The sequence below is a fragment of the Agrobacterium sp. El2ro-1b genome, assembly GCF_048298475.1.
In the GTDB taxonomy this organism is placed as follows: Bacteria; Pseudomonadota; Alphaproteobacteria; order Rhizobiales; family Rhizobiaceae; genus Agrobacterium; species Agrobacterium fabrum.
The window spans coordinates 820,538-838,979 of the sequence record NZ_CP103459.1 but is presented as its reverse complement, the minus strand read 5'-3'; the positions used below and the strand labels follow the sequence as shown (position 1 = coordinate 838,979).

The following is an 18,442-nucleotide window of genomic DNA, read 5'->3' as shown; positions in this document are numbered from 1 at the left end:
TCTCCCCACGCCGCGTTGCAACCAGAGCGAACTTGCGCCCGCACTGGAAAGTCTGGTTACGACTTTGGGATAAAATGTGGCGGCGCGGGAAAAACACAAGCTTAGATTTTGCGGGTGAATGTCTGGCGTTTTAGCAATTCCTGTTGGGGGTTCAAATCAAGTGAATGAAATAAAACAACTTTTCTAAAATTCGCCCGTCGTTAAAAATCTCTGAACTGTGTGGAATCGTCATTTGTCGTGATGTTGCGCTGCAAAAACAGCGGTGTCCGGCCTTGCAGCGGCGGAGGCGCGTGCCGCAGCAAGGACCGGTTAACGGCGGAAATGAGGCGTATTTCCCGACGAAATCTCTAACCTTGGGTTGCAGTGTCGCGCATGCGCCGTGATTTCACCATCCCAAGGATTTTTCCCAGCAGCGCCCTTTCGGTCAGCAGGATCAGGACGCCATAGATGACGCCACCCGCGGCGGCACCGACAAGGACCTGAAGGCTGGCGCTGGGAATATGACCCGAAAGGACGTAAAGCAGATAACGCACTGCAACGGCCATGATCAGCGCCGCGATCATCGGCCTGCTGCTGACATAGAGGCCGCGGAAAAACGGCGTATCGCTTGCCTTGAACACGGCCCAGGAATAGGCGACCAGCGTCACCGCATTGACGATGCACAACCAGACCATGGCGTCGATCAGCGTGCCATAAAGGGCGGCAAGCCACACCGCTACCGTGGTGACGATGGCGCGGATCGTCGCGGACCAGAACAGCACGCGACCGTAACCAGCGCCTTTGAGATAGGGGATGAAGGTGCTGCAGGGCGTCAGAATGGCCTTGGAAAGGGCGAGAAGACCGAGAACGGGCCAAGCATAGGCCCAGTTCTGTCCGAAGATCACAAGCATGGCCGGTTCGGCCACGGCCCAGAGGCCGAACATCATCGGTGCGAGTAGCACGGTCAGCACCTGCGTGCTGAACATCAGGGCGTCGCGCCGGCGCTGGGGATCGTCCATCATGCGGCTGAAGGCCGGAAACAGAACCCCCATGACGGCCGACAGAACCACCTGATTGGGGATGCTCGCAAAACGGTTGGAGGCGGAATAAGCGCCGGCATCGGCGAGGCCCAGATGCCTGGCGATGACCACCATCGGCGACTGAAAGGTAACGAAATTGGCGATTTCCGAGCCCATCAGCCCGGAGCTGAAGCCGAGAAGCGGCACCAGCCGGCGCGGTTTCATGACGAAACGCGGGCAATAGCGCGAGACGGCGTAAAGACCGACAAGCCGGATGAGGGCTGCGGCAAAAAGCTGGATGATGAGCGCCCAGACGCCGAAGCCGAGAAGCGCCAGAGCCACGGCAACCACCGCCGCGATGCTTTCCGACGCCATGCTCCAGAGCGCGTCCTTGCTGAAGTTCATCCGCCGGGCCAAGAGCGAATAGGCGACATCGCCGGCCAGCTGCAATGGAATGAGGAAGGCCATGATGCGCAGCAGATAGGCGCTTTCCACCGCGCCCAGCAGCCCGCCGAAAAATTCCGCGAAGATGTAGAGCACGGCGGCCATGGTGCAGGAGATCGCCAGATTGGCCCAGAAGACGGTATGGATCGTATCCATGTCCTCTTCCTTCTCGACGATCAGCGCCGAGGTCAGTCCCGCGCCGGCAATCATGGTCAGGAACTGTACAACCGTTAGTCCTACCGCCACCACCCCGAATTCTTCCGGAGAGAGGAGACGTGCGAGGATGGGGACCGTGACAAACTTAAGCCCGAATGTCCCTGTTTTTGATAAAACGCTCCAGCCGACATTCGTGGTGATGGTCTTTACATTTGGCGCTGGGGGCATACAAGCATCCTGTTTCTGGAGGCCGGCGGGAGGAAGCCGGTTGGGAGTTGCCGATACCATCGGGGCCGCTTTTAGGATCGGGCCCGACACTTCTTGATCAACGCAAGGGGCGAAACAATGGCAAGATTTACTGTCGTCATTCCCTACTACCAAAAGCAGCACGGTGTCTTGGGACGTGCACTCGCATCGGTTTTTGCGCAGACTTACCAGGACTTCGATCTTGTCATCGTCGATGACGAATCGCCATACCCGATCGACAAGGAACTTGCGGAACTTTCGCAGGAACAGAAAGACCGGATTATCGTCATTAAGCAGGCCAATGGCGGCCCGGGCGGTGCGCGCAACACGGGTCTCGACCATGTGCCTGAAGGCACCGACTATGTCGCCTTTCTCGATTCCGACGATATGTGGACCCCCGATCATCTGCGCAATGCCGCCTTCGCGCTTAACACCTATGGCGGCGAGTGCTACTGGGCATCCATGCAGGCAAGTGACGAATTTTATTATCATTTCGCCATTTCCGAGCTGGAGAAAAATGAGGGCGCGGCACGGCTTTCCGAGAAGCCGCTGGTGATCGAACTGCCGGATCTCGCCAGCGTCATGCTGCGCAACTGGAGCTTCCTGCATCTCTCCTGCATGGTGATCGGCCGTCCTCTTTTTGAAAAGATCCGCTTCGATCCGGCGCTCAGACTGGCGGCCGAAGATGTGCTGTTTTTCTGTGATTCCATCCTTGCATCGAAGCGTACGCTGCTGTGTGACGATGCCGGCGCGATGCGCGGAATGGGCGTCAATATCTTTCACAGCATCGACAATACCTCGCCGGAATTCCTGCGCCAGCAGTTCAATACCTGGGTGGCGCTCGATACGCTGGAGGGGCGTTTTTCACGCCGGCCGGCCGATGTGGCCTCGATTGCTTCCTATAAAAACACCGCCCGCAAACAGGCGCTGTGGAGCCAGGCCGGCAATCTGAAACGGCGCAGGGCACCTCAATTCGGGCTGCTGTTCAAATGGGCGATGCGCGATCCCGCACTGCTGCGTGCCGCTTTCGAGCTCGGTGCAGGAAAAATCGGCCGCTCAAGATGAGCGAATTCTCGCCCGCAAGAATTTATATGTTTTTTACCCAGGAGTGACCTCATGAAACCTTACCACTGGGAATCTCATCATGGCAATTTTGGTGACGATCTCAACCTGTGGCTGTGGGATTTTCTGCTCCCCGGCCTGCGCGATGTGCATGACGACGTCATGCTGGTCGGCGTCGGCACTGTCCTGAACGATGTTCTTTTGCCCGGAAAACAGCGCAAGCTGGTGATCGGCAGCGGTTATGGTTATGGCGCTGTGCCGGATACCAGCACCGAGTTCTGGGACATTCGCTGCGTGCGCGGCGAAAAAACCGCGGCCAAGCTCGGGCTCGCGCCCGAAAAGGGCATTGTCGATCCGGCCGTCATGGTCACCGAGATGCCGGACTTCAAAGGTCTGCCCAAGCTTTACAAGAAGACCTTCGTTCCCCATTGGGAGTCGGCGGAATTCGGCATGTGGGAAACCGTGTGCGAACCGGCGGGGCTGACCTATCTCGACCCTCGCGGCGAGGCGAAGGCGGTCATTCGCGCCATCGCCCAGTCGGAATTCATCGTGGCCGAATCCATGCACGGCGCAATCCTTGCCGATGCCTTCCGCGTGCCGTGGGTCGCGGTCAGCACCTCGCCGTCGATCAACAGCTTCAAATGGAGCGACTGGGCCGGCAGCGTCGGTGTCGACTATCAGCCGCACTATGTTCCGGTCTCCACCCGCGCGGAGGCCGCGAAAAAAGGCTCCCGTTTCTGGGGCATGAGTTTCCCGTCACCGTCAGCCCCCGTTGTCGCCGAGGCCGGTTCTGCCCCGGCGCATAAGAGCTCGGCGCATGAGGGTGATGTGCTGGTGCGGCCGCAGGAAACGCAACCCCGGTCATTGCGCAAACTGGCCAAACAGGTGCTGGCCGCGCCTTCCACGCTGGCACTCTGGCAGGCAAGCCGTGCGGAACCGCGCCTCAGCCCGGATGGCCGGCTGGAGGAGCGCAAGGAGCGTTTCGCCGCCGTCCTGGAAACGGTGAAGCGGGATTATCTTTGAGGGTGAAGGCCATAGACGCGGTAGAGAATTTTTTGCCACCCAGGGCCGAGGATGACGGCAGAGAGTTTGGTGAGGCGGTCTTTCCCACTCACGAAACCGGCGTGCCATCCAGCAGATAACGCACATCCCTGACCGGCGGCACTTTACGGAAGCGGGCAGTCTTGTCGCTCCAGATGCCGCGCGTGATGGCGGGCAGGGCCGGCAGCCGCGTGAGCGCATGGCTCAGCGCGCCGCCCATGCCATTCTGCTTTTTTGCATCGAGAAAATGGCGAAGCTCGAACTTGGCGCGGATGTGTTTTTCATGTTCGCGCAGGATCGCCTTTTCCTCGGCGGATAGCTGGCAGCCGGCCAGAATAGCGTTGTCCGCCTCGTATAGACGACGAAGATCTTCCGTGCGATGGCGGCCGCTCAGGGAGTTGCCGCGAACGATCGCGCCGTAACCGCAATGGCGGATGACCTTGTAACGCGCGCCGGCGGCCAGCGCCCGCACGTAAAGTTCGTAATCCTCGCCGAGCCGCAGGCCCTCGTCATACCGCAGCGCATGTTTGTCGAGAAAAGCGCGGCGTATCACAGGTTTCAGGAAACCGGTTTCCCCGCGTTCCACGCCGGGCCTGGAAATATTGCCTTCCACGAATTCCGTGAGCGACAGATACCGCGCCTGCGGTTCGAAGCGGGCCGGCTGCATGGAGGACGCGCCGGGAACTGATTGCTGGATGAAGGCAATATTGTCGGCAACGAGGTCCCAGTCGTCATCGGCCAGCATGGCGGCAAAACGGCCCCGGAAAAAGAAGTCGTCCGCATCGAGAATGCTGATGAGCGGGGCAGAGGAAATCGAGATTGCATGGTTGCGCGCAGCCGAAGGGCCACGATTGACCTCGAATCGCACAACCCGGAGCCGCCCCGTGCCGTCATCCGCCGCATGCGCCACATCGCTTGTCGTGTCAGTGGAACCGTCGTCGATCACCACGACCTCGCCGACCTCAGGTTCCACAAGTGCGGAGCGAATGGCGATATCGATGGTTTCGGATGCGTTTTTCGCAGCGATGATGACGCAAATGGGCTGTGAACCGCTCACCATGTGTTGTCCTTCTGCTTTGACCAACCGTCAGGATTTTGGCCAGCAGAAAGTGTCATGGGTGTGGATGCAAGCGATTTTTTTGCGACGCAATAAATGAAGCTTCTTAAAAGCTCACATATCGGTCAGTTTGGCACCATGCGGCGGGGCGCTTTTGACCGTGTCCGTCGCAATTGTCTCGGCGTTGCGATCCAGCGAGAAGGTTTCCCGCATCCGCCGTTTTTCCCTGCTGACAAGAACCAGAATCCCAATAAAATAACCGATTTGCAGAATGACGGCACAGATGAGGGTCTGGATGAAGGCCGTATAGAACGATCCGTGGATGAAGTATGTGGCAACCGCAAAAGCAAGCAATGCACCGATCATGCTGAAAAAAACACGAGGTGCATACATGGTGCTCTCCTCCCGAGAACGATTTCTCCGTTTTTGGCTGCGCTGCGGCATTTTTTTTCTTTGCAAGAAATATACGATGAGACCGGTGTTGTTTCAACACACATATATACTTCTTCTAACTCCAGCCGCATGAAATTTCGGTAATCTGGATTGGTAAATTCCTTGGTAATCGGTGATTTCCCCCAATCGGGGGCTGCCGCGCGATGCCGTTTCATGCTTCTGAGAGGCATTAAACCGTTCTCACGCGGCGATTGCAGGCTGTCTTACGCCCTCTGCAGACTTCGTTAACCATCTCGCCTTTAAAAAGTCGGTATTGATTCCTCAGCAAGAGCAAGGTGCCCGCGTGACAACGAGTTCAGAAGTAATCGCCTTTCCGGCAAAGAACCGCATTGCCGACGTAAAACGATGTGCAACCATGCTCGACCGGCTGCATGGTGTGGAGGCGAATGATTTCTGGCGCAAGGAGTGCCGCGAACTGGCCGCCCGTCTGATGGCACTCGGTTATGAGGACGGCGCCATGCGGCGCGAGGTCATGGAGTTTCAAAACGCGGTGCAGGCGGAATTGTGGGCGGGCGACGCCACGCCCGAGGCACGCCGCGACAGTCATTGAGGCGCTTTTCGTTTCCATTAAAAAAGCCGGCGGGTGAGACACCCGCCGGCTTTTTTGTTCGTGCCTGTTTAATCAGGAAGCGCTAGCGCCGCGCGTGCGTGCAACGCCATCGAGCGCCGGCTTGTATTTCGGGTCCAGCCGCGCTGCGTGCGAATAGGACTTTGCGGCCTTGGCCATGTCACCGCGGCGCTCATAAACGAGCGCCTGGTTGGCCCAGGATTCCGCCACCTTGTCATCAAGCGAAATGGCGTGGTTGAAATCGGCAAAGGCGTTTTCGTCGTCGTTCAGCGCGACATAAGAAAGGCCGCGGCCGTTATAGGGCTCCGGCGATGTCGACGACAGCGAGATTGCCTTGGAGAAGTCCTCGATCGCCTGGGCATGCTGGTTGCGCAGCTGATAGATCAGGCCGCGATTGTGCCAGGCGCGTCCGTCGGTGGTTTCCAGCTCGATGGCGCGGGAGAAATCGTTGAAGGCTTCGTTCACGCGCCCGGACTGGCGGTAAAGATTGCCGCGGCCGATTAGCGCCACATCATAGCTTGCATTGATCTGCAGGGCGGCGTTGTAGTCCTGCAGGGCCTGCTGCTGCTGTCCGCTATTGCGGTAAACCAGCGCGCGGTTGGCATAGGCCTGGTAAAAGCGCGGGTTCAGCTGCAGCGCCTTGTTGAAATCCTCGATGGCGCGGCGCGAATCACCGGCGCGGCCATAAGCCGAGCCACGGACGTTATAGCCTTCGGGATCCTGCGGATTGGCGTTGATGACCGAGGTGAGCGAGGCGATGTTTTCCTGCGAGCCCTGGGCACGGTCGATCCTGAACACATCTTCCGTCTGGTTGGATGTCGCACAGCCGGAAAGGCCGGCAAGCACGGTGCAGATGACCAGAGAAGCGCGAAACCCTCTGTTGTTTTTCAATGGCACCCGGCGCGTGGAGGCATCGGAGTTTTTCACAACACAGGCGTCGACAGCGATCATTCGGTGTGGGTTCCCTCGCAGGCCGGTCTCATAATCGTTGTCCCACGATTTGTCTCCGACCACAAACACAAAGAGCGGTGGCGAATTGATCGCCCCCGCCCAACAAGCATTCAAAAACGTCCAAAAGACGGCCTATTAACGGCTCGCGCGCGGGGCCGCAATCAGACCTTCGCGCTGCGCACGCTTGCGTGCCAGCTTGCGAACGCGGCGAACGGCTTCAGCCTTTTCGCGGGCGCGCTTCTGGGAGGGCTTTTCGTAATAATCGCGCATCTTCATTTCACGGAAAATGCCTTCGCGCTGCATCTTTTTCTTCAGGGCGCGGAGCGCCTGATCAACGTTATTGTCGCGGACTAGTACCTGCACGTTAAACCCGTTCCTTTAGTTTGGTTATCTTGCTGTGCGAATAAAGGCATTCGCACGCAAACAAAAATGGTCCATCCGGCTGGCGAGCCGGGCGATTGGTGTGGTGCAATATCAGATCATTTGCAGCAAGTCCAGCCGGTCACGCATAATCCACCGGCAAAATGCGGCGTGTCCCGCGTTCTTGCCGCAATGTCGAAACAAAATCATTGCGACGTCGCAAAATGAATATTGCCTCCCCTCCCGATTTGCCATGTGTATGATACGGGCCGGGACTATGCTTACGGCCTCTGGCCGGTTGTTGAGGAGCAGACTGCGAATGCGCAAATATTCCGTTTTTGCCGTGGCGCGTGAGGCGCTCAGGGGTCATAAAGGGTGGGATGCGCAATGGGCCTCACCCGAGCCGCGCAAGGATTATGATGTCATCATCATTGGTGGCGGTGGCCACGGGCTGGGCGCTGCCTATTATCTGGCCAAGGAACACGGCATTACCAATGTCGCGGTTCTGGAAAAAGGCTGGCTTGGCGGCGGCAATACCGGCCGCAACACCACCATCATCCGCTCCAACTATCTCTATGAAGAGAGCATGGATATTTATGAGCACTCCCTGAAACTGTGGGAAGGCCTGAGCCAGGATCTCAATTATAACGTCATGTATTCGGCGCGGGGCGTGATGATGCTGTCGCACAATATTCATGACCGGCAATCCTTCAGCCGCCACATCAATGCCAACCGTCTTTATGGCATCGACAATGAGTGGCTGACGCCGGAGCAGGCGAAAGCCTATTGCCCGCCGCTCGATATATCAGGCAATGCGCGTTATCCCATCAATGGTGCTGCCCTTCAGCGCCGCGGCGGCACGGCGCGCCACGATGCGGTGGCATGGGGTTATGCGCGCGCGGCCTCGGACCGCGGCGTGCATATCATCCAGAACTGCGAAGTGACAGGCATTCGCCGTGGACCCGATGGAGCAGTGACGGGGGTCGAAACCAATCGTGGTTTCATCGGCGCGAAGAAAATCGGCGTCTCCGCCGCCGGCCATTCCTCCGTCATCATGAAAATGGCTGATGTGCGCGTTCCCCTGCATTCCAATCCGTTGCAGGCGCTGGTGTCGGAACCGCTGAAGCCGATCTTCCCCTGCGTTGTCATGTCCAACACGGTACATGCCTATATTTCGCAGTCCGACAAGGGCGAGCTGGTGATTGGTGCCGGCACGGACCAGTATAATTCCTATTCCCAGACCGGTGGTCTGCAGATCATCACCCATACGCTCGACGCCATCTGCGAGCTCTTCCCGATTTTCCGGCGTGTGAAGATGATGCGGCAATGGGGCGGCATCACCGACAACACACCTGATCGTTCCGCCATCCAGAGCGTGACGCCGGTGCCGAACCTCTTCGTTAATTGCGGCTGGGGTACGGGCGGCTTCAAGGCAACGCCGGGTTCGGCCAATCTCTTTGCGCATCTCATCGCCCGCGGTGAACCGCATCGTCTGGCGGCCGGCCTGACGCTCGACCGGTTCCGTACCGGCCGGCTTATCGACGAGGCTGCCGCTGCCGCGGTAGCGCATTGATGCTGGCGGCGGCCATGCTTGCGATCAACATATCCGGCGCGGCTGCGGCCGTGCCCGTCGGCAGCGTCATTCCCGAGGTACAGGATTTTCGCAGCCAGAAAATCCGGAAGATGCAGGGTGAGAAAGACTGGCCTTTCATGGCGGAAAAAGGCCTGCTTCTCTGTGCGCCAAGTCTCGCGGACAAGATGGTCTATTTTGTCGGCGAGAAGGAGGATGGCGAGCAGGACTACCCCTTCGCGATCGACACCGACATGATGGCGGTTGCCATCGTCAATATGGGCCGGGCCTCGGCGCTGCGTCCCTTCGATAATTTCGAGCAGCTTTTAAAGCGGCTTTCCCCTTTCGTAGCCATGGGAAAGCGGCTGTGTGACCAACCCGCCGGAACAGCACTTCCGGAAAACTCTCTCTAGGTGGAGCGACGATGCTTCTGATCCATTGCCCCTATTGCGGGGAAGACCGTTCCGAACTGGAATTCCGCTGGGCGGGCGAAGCCCATATCGCCCGGCCGGAAAACATCGCCGATATTTCCGACGAGGCCTTCGCGGAGTATTTCTTCATTCGCGACAACGACAAGGGCCTCGTTTTCGAGCGCTGGCGTCACATTCACGGCTGCGGCCGTTTCTTCAACGCCGCCCGCGATTCCGTCAGCGATAAATTCCTGATGACCTACAAGGCCGGCGAACCCAAACCGGATACGGAGACGGTCCTTTCCGCAGAAAAGGGAGCCGGACAATGAGCGGCGACTATCGTATCAAGGGCGCCGGTCGCCTCACCCCGGCCAGAACCGCGCGTTTCACCTTCGACGGCAAGATTTATCCGGCGCTGGAGGGCGATACCGTTGCGTCAGCGCTTCTGGCCAATGGCGTGCATCTGATCGGCCGCTCGTTCAAATATCACCGCCCGCGCGGTTTCCTGTCTGCCGGACCGGAGGAGCCGAACGCGCTGATTGACGTGTCGCGAGACAGCCTGCGCAAGCAGCCCAATGTGCGCGCCACGGTGCAGGAGGTGTTCGACGGCGCCATCATTGCCTCGCAGAACCGTTTCCCGTCGCTGTCCTTTGATCTGAGCGCCGTCAACGACCTCCTGTCGCCGATGTTCGCGGCCGGTTTTTATTATAAGACTTTCATGTGGCCGAAGGCCGCCTGGCACAAGATTTACGAACCGCTGATCCGCCGCGCTGCCGGTCTCGGCAAGGCGCCGAGCGAACCGGATGCTGATCATTATTCCGGCCGTTATGCCCATTGCGACGTGTTGGTCGCCGGTGCCGGCGTTGCGGGTCTGACGGCGGCCTTGTCCGCGGCAAAAACCGGCGCCAGCGTTATTCTGGTGGATGAGAATGCCGAGGTCGGCGGCGCGATGCGCTTCGATACCGGCGCGGTGATCGACGGTCTGCCCGGTTATGAGTGGGCGCAGAAGGTTCTCGCTGAACTTCAGTCCATGCCGAATGTGCGGGTTCTGACACGCACGACGGCCTTCGGTTATTACAACCACAATTTCGTCGCGCTGGCGGAGCGCGTCACCGATCATCTCGCCACGCCGGCCAGACACCAGCCGCGCGAGCGGCTGTGGCAGGTGCGCGCTAAAAAGGTCGTACTCGCGGCAGGCGCGATCGAACGCCACATGGTCTTTGCCAATAATGACCGGCCGGGCATCATGCTGGCTGCGGCTGCCCGCACCTATCTCAATCAGTACGGTGTATCCGTCGGCCATAATGTCGGTGTCTATACCGCCCATGATTCGGCTTATGAGACGGCCTTCGACCTGAAAAAGGCCGGCGTGAAGATCGCCGCCATCGTCGATTGCCGCGAGAACCCGGATCAGCGCCTGCTGGACGAGGCGCGCGCGCTCGGCATCGAAGTGTTGGCGGGCCACAGTGTTTACAACACCGCCGGCCGCCTGCGCGTGTCTTCCATGACCGTTGGCCGCAATGGCGGCTCCAACAAGCGCAAGATCGCCATAGACGCGCTTGTGGTTTCGGCGGGCTGGACGCCGTCCGTGCATCTCTTCTCACAATCGCGCGGCAAGCTGAAGTTTGACGCGGCTAACCAGCGTTTCCTGCCTGATATCCATGTGCAGAACTGCGTTTCCATCGGCGCCTGCAACGGCACGGACGATCTTGCCGCGATCATTGCCGAAGCGGCAACCGCCGGCGGCGGTTCGGTGGCGTTTTCCGGCGAGAATGCAAGGGCCTGGACCGGTGGCATGATCGGTGCGGCCGAAGGGGCGGGTGAGGGCACCGGCGTCAAGGCCTTCATCGATTTCCAGCACGATGTCTGCGCCAAGGATATCCGCCTTGCCGTGCGCGAGGGCATGCATTCCGTCGAGCATATCAAGCGCTTCACCACCAATGGCATGGCGTCCGATCAGGGCAAGATGTCGAACATGCATGGCCTCGCCATCGCGTCGGAAGCGCTTGGCCGGGATTTGCCCAAGGTCGGTCTCACCACCTTCCGCCAGCCCTATACGCCGGTCACTTTCGGCACGCTCATCAACCATTCGCGCGGCGCGCTGTTCGACCCGACCCGTAAGACACCGATGCATGAGGAAGAACTGGCAGCCGGCGCGGTGTTCGAAGACGTCGGCAACTGGAAACGCGCCTGGTTCTTCCCGCGTGCGGGCGAGGACATGCATGAGGCGATCAACCGCGAATGCAAGACGGTGCGGACAAGCGTCGGCGTGTTCGATGCCTCCACACTCGGCAAGATCGAGGTGGTCGGTCCGGATGCGGCGAAGTTCCTGAACCTCATCTACACCAATGCCTGGGATACGCTGAAACCCGGCCGCTGCCGTTATGGCATCATGACCCGCGAAGACGGCTTCGTTTATGACGACGGCGTTGTCGGGCGTCTGGCCGAGGACCGTTTCCATGTGACGACGACGACAGGCGGTGCGCCGCGTGTTCTCCAGCACATGGAAGATTATCTTCAGACCGAATTCCCCGATCTCAATGTCTGGCTCACCTCGGCGACCGAACAATGGGCGGTCATTGCCGTGCAGGGGCCGAAGGCGCGCGAGGTGATCGCGCCCTTCGTCGAAGGTATCGATCTGTCGCCGGAAGCCTTCCCGCATATGGCGGTGGCCGAGGGCAAGTTCTGCGGCGTGCCGACTCGGCTTTTCCGCGTCTCCTTCACCGGCGAACTCGGTTTCGAAATCAATGTGCCGGCCGATTACGGCGCAGCCGTCTGGTCCGCGATCCGTGACAGGGCTGAAGCCGTCGGCGGGTGCCTTTATGGCACCGAGACCATGCATATTCTGCGTGCGGAAAAGGGCTATATCATCGTCGGTCAAGATACGGATGGCACGGTGACACCTGACGATGCCGGGCTCGCCTGGGCCGTTTCCAAGAAGAAGACTGATTTCGTCGGCATTCGCGGCCTGAAACGCATTGACCTGACGCGCACCGGCCGCAAGCAGCTCGTCGGTTTGAAGACGAAGGACAGGCTGACCGTGCCCGACGAAGGCGGCCAGATCGTTACCGATCCGAACCAGCCGAAGCCGATGACCATGCTTGGCCATGTCACCTCCGCCTATTGGTCGGAAAATCTCGGCCACTCCATCGCTTTTGCGCTGGTGGCGGATGGCAGGGCGCGCATGGGCGAAACGCTCTATATTCCGCTTGCCGATAAAACCATTGCCGTCGAAGTGACCGACATGGTCTTCCTCGACAAGGAAGGAACCCGTCTCAATGGCTGACATGCTGCACGCAAAACGCAAATCCGTGCTCGAGGATTTCCACGGCGGTTCGCCGTTCGTTTCGCTGAAACCCGCCGCTTCCGCCTCGCGGCTGTCGTTGCGGGCGCGGGAAAGTGCCGTGCCGGCGCTTTCGGAAGCACTAGGCCTTGCGCTTCCCACCAGCCCGAAAGGCTCCGTCACATCAGGCCTGCGCTTTGCTCTGTGGCTCGGCCCGGATGAGTGGCTGGTGATCGATCAGGGCGAAAGCGACCTGATGGCGGCGCTTGCCGGCGTCTCCGGGCTGTTTTCCGCGACCGATGTTTCCCACCGCAACACAGCCGTCATCGTTTCTGGCGCGGGCGCGGAAGCCGCACTCAATGCCGGCTGCCCGCAGGACCTGTCTCAAGCGAGGTTCCCTGTCGGCGCCTGCTCGCGCACGGTTTTCGGCAAGGCGGAAGTGGTGCTGCTGCGCACGGCGGATGATACATTCCGGGTGGAATGCTGGCGTTCGTTCGCGGACTATGTCGGTGGGCTGTTACAAGAAGCGGCGGCCGATGTGGCGGTTTAGCCGCTCCACCCCCGCCATTCCACCCATCGCCCATGGAAATCGGCCCGGCCGATCTCCTGTTTCTCGCCGGTGGGCCATATCTGCAGGGTAATGGCGGCACCACCAGGTGTCGCATCCGCCTCCATTTGCAGGCGGGCAAGCGGGGCTTCCGGCGTGGCGCGGGCTCCGGCTTCAGCGATCAATGCCTCGCCCGCCTGTTTCAGGGCATCCGGCAGATATTGCCAGGCGATGGAGTGATAGACGACATGGGTCGCGCCAGTATGTTGCGTGGCAAGGCGGCGTTTCAGCCAGTCGACCGCATCGGCTTTCTCCACCTGCAGGCCATTCTCCACCGCGATCCGCAAGGCAGCGGCGGTACGCTCCAGCCTGTCGGTCTGGTCGGCCCAGATGTAGGACATCAGCCGCAGGCGGTCCTCGGCTGAAGAGGGATCGAGCGGGTTGAGGTCACATCCGGCACGCTCGATGACCTCGATCCGCCCATCCGGCGGGGTGCCGCCGCGCCATTCCGGCGACAGGAAAACATCGGATTGTTCGCCCCATGCAAAGTCACCGAGACGATAGCGGTATCGGTCAAATTGCAGGTTGAGCCCGGCGCTCGCCCCCACCTCGGACAGCACGAGCGGCTTGTCGGTGCGCTCGGCTATCGAAAGAAAGCCCGGCAACAGCACGGCGGAACGGCGGACCTCGTTGGTCTGCGGCGGTGATTTCAGCCTTTCGAGGATAAAAACCTGATGGAACCGCAGGGCGCTGGCGCAGGCCTGCCACAGCGCCTCCTCGTCATCAGGCGCAATATCGACAAGTGGCGCGATCTTTTCTTGAATGGCGAGCGCGTGCAGCGCCCCCGCCAGCCGCAGGGGAACGGAATCACCGGAGGGGCCGACATCGCCGGGCCAGGACAGGATCGTCTCGCCCACCTCCGTCTGGCGGTCGAGCCTTGCGGCCACGGCGCGACAAAGCCGTGCGGTAAAGGGAGACCCGAGGCTGTCGCAGGCCCTTGCCTGCGCGAGAAACGCATTCCTTACGGCTTCGTCATGCATGCGATCTCTCCCTTGCCATATCTCAGGCGTCTTCGGGCCTGTCTTCCGGATTGAACTGGCTGATGGTGGTCCAGCGGGCGGTTAGCGCCGGCTTTTTTTCGTTTTCGATCTCCACCGTCACATCATAGGTCGTCATCAGCATGGCCGCGCCGCGAAAACGCGCTTCCGCCAGCGTGAACCGGCCACGCACCCGCGCACCGCTTTTCACCGGAGTGACGAACCGGACGGCATCGAAGCCGTAATTGATGCCCATGGTCTGCTCGCGAATGCGGGGCAGTGCGTCGTAATTCAGCGCCGAAAGCAGCGAGAGCGTGAGGAAACCATGGGCAATCGTGCCGCCAAAAGGACTTTCCGCACGGGCGCGCTCGGGGTCCATATGGATGAACTGTTCATCCAGTGTCGCTTTCCCGAAGGCATTAATCATCGTCTGGTCGACGGTGATCCAGTCGGAAACACCCATTTCCGTGCCGACGCGGCCCTTTATTTCCGCCAGCGCAATTTCTTTTGTCATGTTACCTCGTCCGCATTGTTTCCCACGATTTATACGGCTGGTGACGCGAAGGGATCAACCGCGCAGATAAAACACCACGGAACGGGCGGGCAGGAAGGCGGGATTGCCGAAATCCGTGCCGATGGCGCGCCAGCCATCGCCCGGCAAGGTGAAGGGAACGATGTCACGGCCGCGATTGATGAGCACGGCAAGCTCGGTGGCTTTGCCGGTTTTCCGGTCCGGGGTGGAAAGCACCATGGCGAAGGCCGGCCCATCCGGCCTCTCCCAGTCTGCAACCGCCATGGGTTCGCCGCCCGGGGCAAGCCATGTCACGTCGCCCCTGCCGGAGAAGAAGCCACTTTCAGAAAATACACCGAAGCGCTTGCGCAGGGCGGCGAGAAACGCCGTGTGGTCGATCAACTCAGGGACAAGCGATGACCAGTCGACCCAGCTTATCTCATTGTCCTGGCAATAGGCATTGTTATTGCCCTGCTGGCTGCGGCCACCCTCGTCGCCCGCCGTCAGCATCAGGGTGCCGCGGCTGACGAAAAGCGTGGAAAGCAGCGCTTTCACATCCGCAAGGCGGGCGGCGACAATGGCGGGGTCGTCGGTCAGGCCTTCAAAACCATTATTCCAGGAATGATTGTCATTATGGCCATCGCGATTGTTCTCGCCGTTCTTGTCATTGTGTTTGCGTTCATGGCTGACGAGATCGAACAAGGTGAAACCGTCATGGGCGGCAAGGAAATTGACGCTGCGGCTTTTTAAGCGGCCATGGCGGGAGAAGATCGGCGAGGAGCCGGACAGCGCATTGGCAAGCGCCCCGGTCGTGCCGGCATCGCCACGCCAGAACCGGCGCATGTCATCGCGGGCGCGGTCGTTCCACTCCAGGAAGCTCTCTGGGAAATTGCCGAGCTGGTAACCGCCGGGGCCGATATCCCAGGGTTCGGCGATGAGTAGGCGGTCGTAAAGCACCGGGTCCGAATGCATGGCGGCCAGCGTCTCGCTCGCCATGTCGAAACCCGCGGCTGTTCTCCCGAGCACCGGCGCGAGATCGAAACGAAAGCCATCCACGCCGGCATGCAGAACGAAATGCCGCAGCGAATCGATGATGAGCTGGCGGATATAGGGATGGTCGCAGGCGACCGTATTGCCGGTGCCGGTATCGTTAACCAGCACGCCCGGCTTTCCCTGCGGGTGACGGAAGGCGGTGAGATTATCGAGGCCGCGCAGCGACAGGACAGAGCCTTCGATATCGCTCTCACCCGTATGGTTGAAGACCAGATCGAGAATGACGCCAATACCTTCCGCGTGCAGCGCCGCAACCGTATCGCGCAGTTCCCGCACGCCGCCGGGGCAGAGGCGCGGATCGAGCGCCATGAAGCCGACCGGATTATAACCCCAGGCATTGGAAAGCCCGAGCGGCGGCAGGTGGCGTTCGTCGATCCAGGCGGTAGTCGGCATCAGTTCCACGGCATCGACGCCGATTTTTTTCAAATGCGCGAGAATGGCGGGATGCGCCAGTGCCGCGACGGTGCCGCGGATGGCCTCGGGCACATCAGGGTGCAATTGGGTGAAGGATTTGACGGCAAGTTCGTAAATCAACCCGCCCCAGGCAAAACGAGGCGGCTGGCGCTTGACCGGCTCATGTTCGGAAAGGATCGTCTTCGGCATGATCGTGCCGGTTTCAGCGCCAAAGGTGTAAAGCGATGCGTCATGACGGAAGGGGCGGTCGATCTCGGTGGCATAGGGGTCGAGCAGCAGCTTTGCAGGATCAAACCACAGGCCATGTTCGGGGGCGTAAATGCCGTGGGCACGGAAGCCGTATCGCGTGCCGGGCCCGGCATTCTCATGTGTGAGCCGATGAACGTCGTCTTCGCCGCGCATCATCGGTAGGCGCGCCGTCTCTTTCTCGCCAGCGTCATCGAACAGGCAGAGATCGATTTGCGAGGCGTGGCGGGAATAGACAGTGAACTCCACTCCGTTTTCCGTTCGGGTTGCGCCTTTGGGGAAAACGGGTGGTATCTGCATGGTCTGTCTCTCCGGAGAATGGTGTGCCTCCTCCAGACGGGAGAAAGCAGAGGCAAGGCCGAACGAGGGGCGCTTGCGCGTCCCTCATCAGCGGGCGGACATTATCAGGTAATGACAGTCGGTTCGCTGCGGCCAGTATGGGCCTTGATGCCGGCGATGGTATCGGCAACGGAAATCAGATCGGCGAGCGCCGTCTGCGTTTCGATGCCGTGGCGGGCCGCATCTGGCTCGTAACGCTCGACGTAAAGGCGAAGCGTCGCACCCGCAGTCCCGGTGCCGGAAAGGCGCAGCACGATGCGCGAGCCGCCTTCGAACAGGATGCGGATGCCCTGATTCTTGCTGACTGACTGGTCGACCGGATCGTGATAGGCAAAATCATCCGCCGCCGCGACCTTCAGATTGCCGTAGCTGGTGCCGGGCAACGTCGCGAGTTTTTCGCGCAGGATGGCCACCAGCGTGTTGGCGGCATCCGAATCCACTTCCTCATAGTCGTGGCGCGAATAATAGTTGCGGCCATATTCCGCCCAGTGCTTGGTAACAATGTCCTTCACGCTTTCCTTGCGGGCGGCGACAATGTTCAGCCAGTAGAGCACGGCCCAGAGGCCATCCTTTTCTCGCACATGGTTGGAGCCGGTGCCGAAGCTTTCTTCGCCGCAGATCGTTACCTTGCCGGCATCCATGAGGTTGCCGAAGAATTTCCAGCCGGTCGGTGTCTCGTACATGCCAAGGCCGAGCTTTTCGGCGACACGGTCGGCTGCCGCACTCGTTGGCATCGAGCGGGCGATGCCGGAAATGCCGGCGGCGTAACCGGGCGCCAGTCTGGCATTGGCGGCGATGATCGCCAGACTGTCGGACGGGGTGACGAACATGCCCTTGCCCACAACCATGTTGCGGTCGCCATCGCCATCGGAAGCCGCGCCGAAATCGGGGCCTTCCGGGCTCATGACGTCGTCATAAAGCTCCTTGGCATGGACAAGGTTCGGATCGGGATGGTGGCCGCCGAAATCGGGCAGCGGTGTTGCGTTGCGGACGGAGCCCTTGGGAGCGCCGAGACGCTTTTCGAGAATCTCAACGGCATAGGGGCCGGTGACGGCGCTCATGGAATCGACGACGACTTTGAAGCCGCCGGCGATGAGAGCACGGATGGCGCCAAAATCGAACAGCTCTTCCATCAGCGCAGCGTAATCGGCAACCGGATCGATAACGTCGACCGTCAGCTCATCCACCTTGAAGCTGCCAATCTTGTCGAGATCGATGTCGGCTGCATCGGAGATTTTGTAGCTGTCGATGACCTTCGAGCGGGCATAGATCGCGTCGGTGATCTTTTCCGGTGCGGGACCGCCATTGCCGATATTGTATTTGATGCCGAAATCTTCGTTCGGGCCGCCGGGATTGTGGCTGGCGGAAAGCACGATGCCGCCGAAGGCCTTGTATTTGCGGATAACGTTGGAGGCGGCGGGCGTGGAGAGAATGCCGCCCTGACCGACCAGAACCTTGCCGAAACCGGCGGCGGCGGCCATCTTGATTGCCTTCTGGATGACTTCGCGGTTGTAATAACGGCCGTCGCCGCCGATCACCAGCGTCTGGCCCTCAAAACCTTCAAGCGCGTCGAAGATCGACTGGATGAAGTTCTCCGCATAATTTTCCTGGGCGAAGACCGGCACCTTCTTGCGCAGGCCTGAAGTGCCCGGCTTCTGGTCCTGATAGGGCGTCGTCTTGATAGTCTTGATCATTG

At 60.1% G+C, this 18,442-nt stretch carries 17 protein-coding genes; 8 read left to right on the top strand and 9 right to left on the bottom strand.

All coding sequences use genetic code 11. The features are described 5' to 3' along the window. Positions 1–347: 347 nt before the first annotated feature. Complete coding sequence (locus tag NYR50_RS18080) at positions 348–1,826, bottom strand: lipopolysaccharide biosynthesis protein (RefSeq protein WP_174011061.1); 1,479 nt, start codon at positions 1,824–1,826, stop codon at positions 348–350. Positions 1,827–1,943: 117 nt separating this feature from the next. Here NYR50_RS18080 and NYR50_RS18075 point away from each other — a divergent pair, with 117 nt between their 5' ends. Together NYR50_RS18075 and NYR50_RS18070 are read left to right on the top strand one after the other, a co-directional pair. After that, positions 1,944–2,909, top strand: a complete 966-nt coding sequence (locus NYR50_RS18075) for a glycosyltransferase family A protein (RefSeq protein ID WP_418137770.1) — start codon at positions 1,944–1,946, stop codon at positions 2,907–2,909. Positions 2,910–2,960: 51 nt separating this feature from the next. Then, a complete protein-coding gene (locus NYR50_RS18070; RefSeq protein ID WP_418137769.1) occupies positions 2,961–3,929 on the top strand; it encodes a polysaccharide pyruvyl transferase family protein in 969 nt (322 codons plus the stop codon). Between the two features lie 88 nt (positions 3,930–4,017). On the opposite strand, the gene NYR50_RS18065 is transcribed toward NYR50_RS18070, so the two are convergent. Beyond that, positions 4,018–5,007 (bottom strand): glycosyltransferase family 2 protein, encoded by a 990-nt coding sequence (locus NYR50_RS18065; RefSeq protein WP_418137768.1) that lies wholly within the window; start codon positions 5,005–5,007, stop codon positions 4,018–4,020. A gap of 111 nt (positions 5,008–5,118) precedes the next feature. Further along, positions 5,119–5,397 carry an exopolysaccharide production repressor protein gene (locus NYR50_RS18060; RefSeq protein ID WP_174011267.1) on the bottom strand — a complete coding sequence of 93 codons (279 nt, stop codon included), beginning with the start codon at positions 5,395–5,397 and terminating at the stop codon, positions 5,119–5,121. Positions 5,398–5,740: 343 nt separating this feature from the next. On the opposite strand from NYR50_RS18060, the gene NYR50_RS18055 reads away from it, so the two are divergent. Next, on the top strand, positions 5,741–6,007 hold the full coding sequence (locus tag NYR50_RS18055; RefSeq protein ID WP_174011068.1) for a DUF6074 family protein: 267 nt from the start codon (positions 5,741–5,743) through the stop codon (positions 6,005–6,007). Positions 6,008–6,079: 72 nt separating this feature from the next. Here NYR50_RS18055 and NYR50_RS18050 read toward each other — a convergent pair whose 3' ends face one another. Both NYR50_RS18050 and rpsU read right to left on the bottom strand, forming a co-directional pair. Further along, on the bottom strand, positions 6,080–6,976 hold the full coding sequence (locus tag NYR50_RS18050; protein WP_174011070.1) for a tetratricopeptide repeat protein: 897 nt from the start codon (positions 6,974–6,976) through the stop codon (positions 6,080–6,082). 135 nt (positions 6,977–7,111) lie between these two features. Next, on the bottom strand, positions 7,112–7,339 hold the full coding sequence (rpsU, locus tag NYR50_RS18045) for a 30S ribosomal protein S21 (protein WP_006313768.1): 228 nt from the start codon (positions 7,337–7,339) through the stop codon (positions 7,112–7,114). Between the two features lie 316 nt (positions 7,340–7,655). Here rpsU and NYR50_RS18040 point away from each other — a divergent pair, with 316 nt between their 5' ends. From NYR50_RS18040 to NYR50_RS18020, 5 genes are read left to right on the top strand one after another with little or no spacing between them, the layout of a single operon-like run. Continuing rightward, positions 7,656–8,909, top strand: a complete 1,254-nt coding sequence (locus NYR50_RS18040; RefSeq protein WP_003522141.1) for a sarcosine oxidase subunit beta family protein — start codon at positions 7,656–7,658, stop codon at positions 8,907–8,909. Beyond that, positions 8,909–9,319: a hypothetical protein gene (locus NYR50_RS18035; protein WP_162992432.1), complete on the top strand. Its 411-nt coding sequence runs from the start codon at positions 8,909–8,911 to the stop codon at positions 9,317–9,319. The genes NYR50_RS18040 and NYR50_RS18035 overlap by 1 nt, the downstream gene beginning before the upstream one ends. A gap of 11 nt (positions 9,320–9,330) precedes the next feature. After that, complete coding sequence (locus tag NYR50_RS18030; RefSeq protein WP_003508553.1) at positions 9,331–9,645, top strand: sarcosine oxidase subunit delta; 315 nt, start codon at positions 9,331–9,333, stop codon at positions 9,643–9,645. After that, positions 9,642–12,602 (top strand): sarcosine oxidase subunit alpha, encoded by a 2,961-nt coding sequence (locus NYR50_RS18025; protein ID WP_174011074.1) that lies wholly within the window; start codon positions 9,642–9,644, stop codon positions 12,600–12,602. The genes NYR50_RS18030 and NYR50_RS18025 overlap by 4 nt, the downstream gene beginning before the upstream one ends. Then, positions 12,595–13,149: a sarcosine oxidase subunit gamma gene (locus tag NYR50_RS18020; protein ID WP_006313771.1), complete on the top strand. Its 555-nt coding sequence runs from the start codon at positions 12,595–12,597 to the stop codon at positions 13,147–13,149. The genes NYR50_RS18025 and NYR50_RS18020 overlap by 8 nt, the downstream gene beginning before the upstream one ends. Here the strand turns inward: NYR50_RS18020 and NYR50_RS18015 are convergent. The 4 genes from NYR50_RS18015 to NYR50_RS18000 all read right to left on the bottom strand — a co-directional run bounded on the left by NYR50_RS18015 (position 13,146) and on the right by NYR50_RS18000 (position 18,440). After that, on the bottom strand, positions 13,146–14,186 hold the full coding sequence (locus NYR50_RS18015; protein WP_174011076.1) for a DUF2332 domain-containing protein: 1,041 nt from the start codon (positions 14,184–14,186) through the stop codon (positions 13,146–13,148). The two genes, NYR50_RS18020 and NYR50_RS18015, sit on opposite strands and share 4 nt — an antisense overlap. A 22-nt stretch (positions 14,187–14,208) precedes the next feature. Then, on the bottom strand, positions 14,209–14,697 hold the full coding sequence (locus NYR50_RS18010; protein ID WP_092734102.1) for a MaoC family dehydratase: 489 nt from the start codon (positions 14,695–14,697) through the stop codon (positions 14,209–14,211). Positions 14,698–14,751: 54 nt separating this feature from the next. Further along, entirely contained in the window at positions 14,752–16,707 is a 1,956-nt protein-coding gene (gene glgX, locus NYR50_RS18005; protein WP_174011078.1) for a glycogen debranching protein GlgX, read from the bottom strand. A 104-nt stretch (positions 16,708–16,811) separates the two neighbouring features. Then, positions 16,812–18,440 carry an alpha-D-glucose phosphate-specific phosphoglucomutase gene (locus tag NYR50_RS18000; protein WP_174011080.1) on the bottom strand — a complete coding sequence of 543 codons (1,629 nt, stop codon included), beginning with the start codon at positions 18,438–18,440 and terminating at the stop codon, positions 16,812–16,814. Positions 18,441–18,442 lie beyond the last annotated feature (2 nt).

Bases quoted from the DNA above. Each gene is read 5' to 3' on its own strand.
- NYR50_RS18040 (WP_003522141.1), top strand. From the start codon at position 7,656: ATGCGCAAATATTCCGTTTTTGCCGTGGCGCGTGAGGCGCTCAGGGGT.
- NYR50_RS18000 (WP_174011080.1), bottom strand. From the start codon at position 18,440: ATGATCAAGACTATCAAGACGACGCCCTATCAGGACCAGAAGCCGGGC.
- NYR50_RS18030 (WP_003508553.1), top strand. From the start codon at position 9,331: ATGCTTCTGATCCATTGCCCCTATTGCGGGGAAGACCGTTCCGAACTG.
- NYR50_RS18025 (WP_174011074.1), top strand. From the start codon at position 9,642: ATGAGCGGCGACTATCGTATCAAGGGCGCCGGTCGCCTCACCCCGGCC.
- NYR50_RS18060 (WP_174011267.1), bottom strand. From the start codon at position 5,397: ATGTATGCACCTCGTGTTTTTTTCAGCATGATCGGTGCATTGCTTGCT.
- glgX (WP_174011078.1), bottom strand. From the start codon at position 16,707: ATGCAGATACCACCCGTTTTCCCCAAAGGCGCAACCCGAACGGAAAAC.
- NYR50_RS18075 (WP_418137770.1), top strand. From the start codon at position 1,944: ATGGCAAGATTTACTGTCGTCATTCCCTACTACCAAAAGCAGCACGGT.
- NYR50_RS18015 (WP_174011076.1), bottom strand. From the start codon at position 14,186: ATGCATGACGAAGCCGTAAGGAATGCGTTTCTCGCGCAGGCAAGGGCC.
- NYR50_RS18080 (WP_174011061.1), bottom strand. From the start codon at position 1,826: ATGCCCCCAGCGCCAAATGTAAAGACCATCACCACGAATGTCGGCTGG.
- NYR50_RS18035 (WP_162992432.1), top strand. From the start codon at position 8,909: ATGCTGGCGGCGGCCATGCTTGCGATCAACATATCCGGCGCGGCTGCG.
- NYR50_RS18070 (WP_418137769.1), top strand. From the start codon at position 2,961: ATGAAACCTTACCACTGGGAATCTCATCATGGCAATTTTGGTGACGAT.
- NYR50_RS18065 (WP_418137768.1), bottom strand. From the start codon at position 5,007: ATGGTGAGCGGTTCACAGCCCATTTGCGTCATCATCGCTGCGAAAAAC.
- NYR50_RS18020 (WP_006313771.1), top strand. From the start codon at position 12,595: ATGGCTGACATGCTGCACGCAAAACGCAAATCCGTGCTCGAGGATTTC.
- NYR50_RS18050 (WP_174011070.1), bottom strand. From the start codon at position 6,976: ATGATCGCTGTCGACGCCTGTGTTGTGAAAAACTCCGATGCCTCCACG.
- NYR50_RS18010 (WP_092734102.1), bottom strand. From the start codon at position 14,697: ATGACAAAAGAAATTGCGCTGGCGGAAATAAAGGGCCGCGTCGGCACG.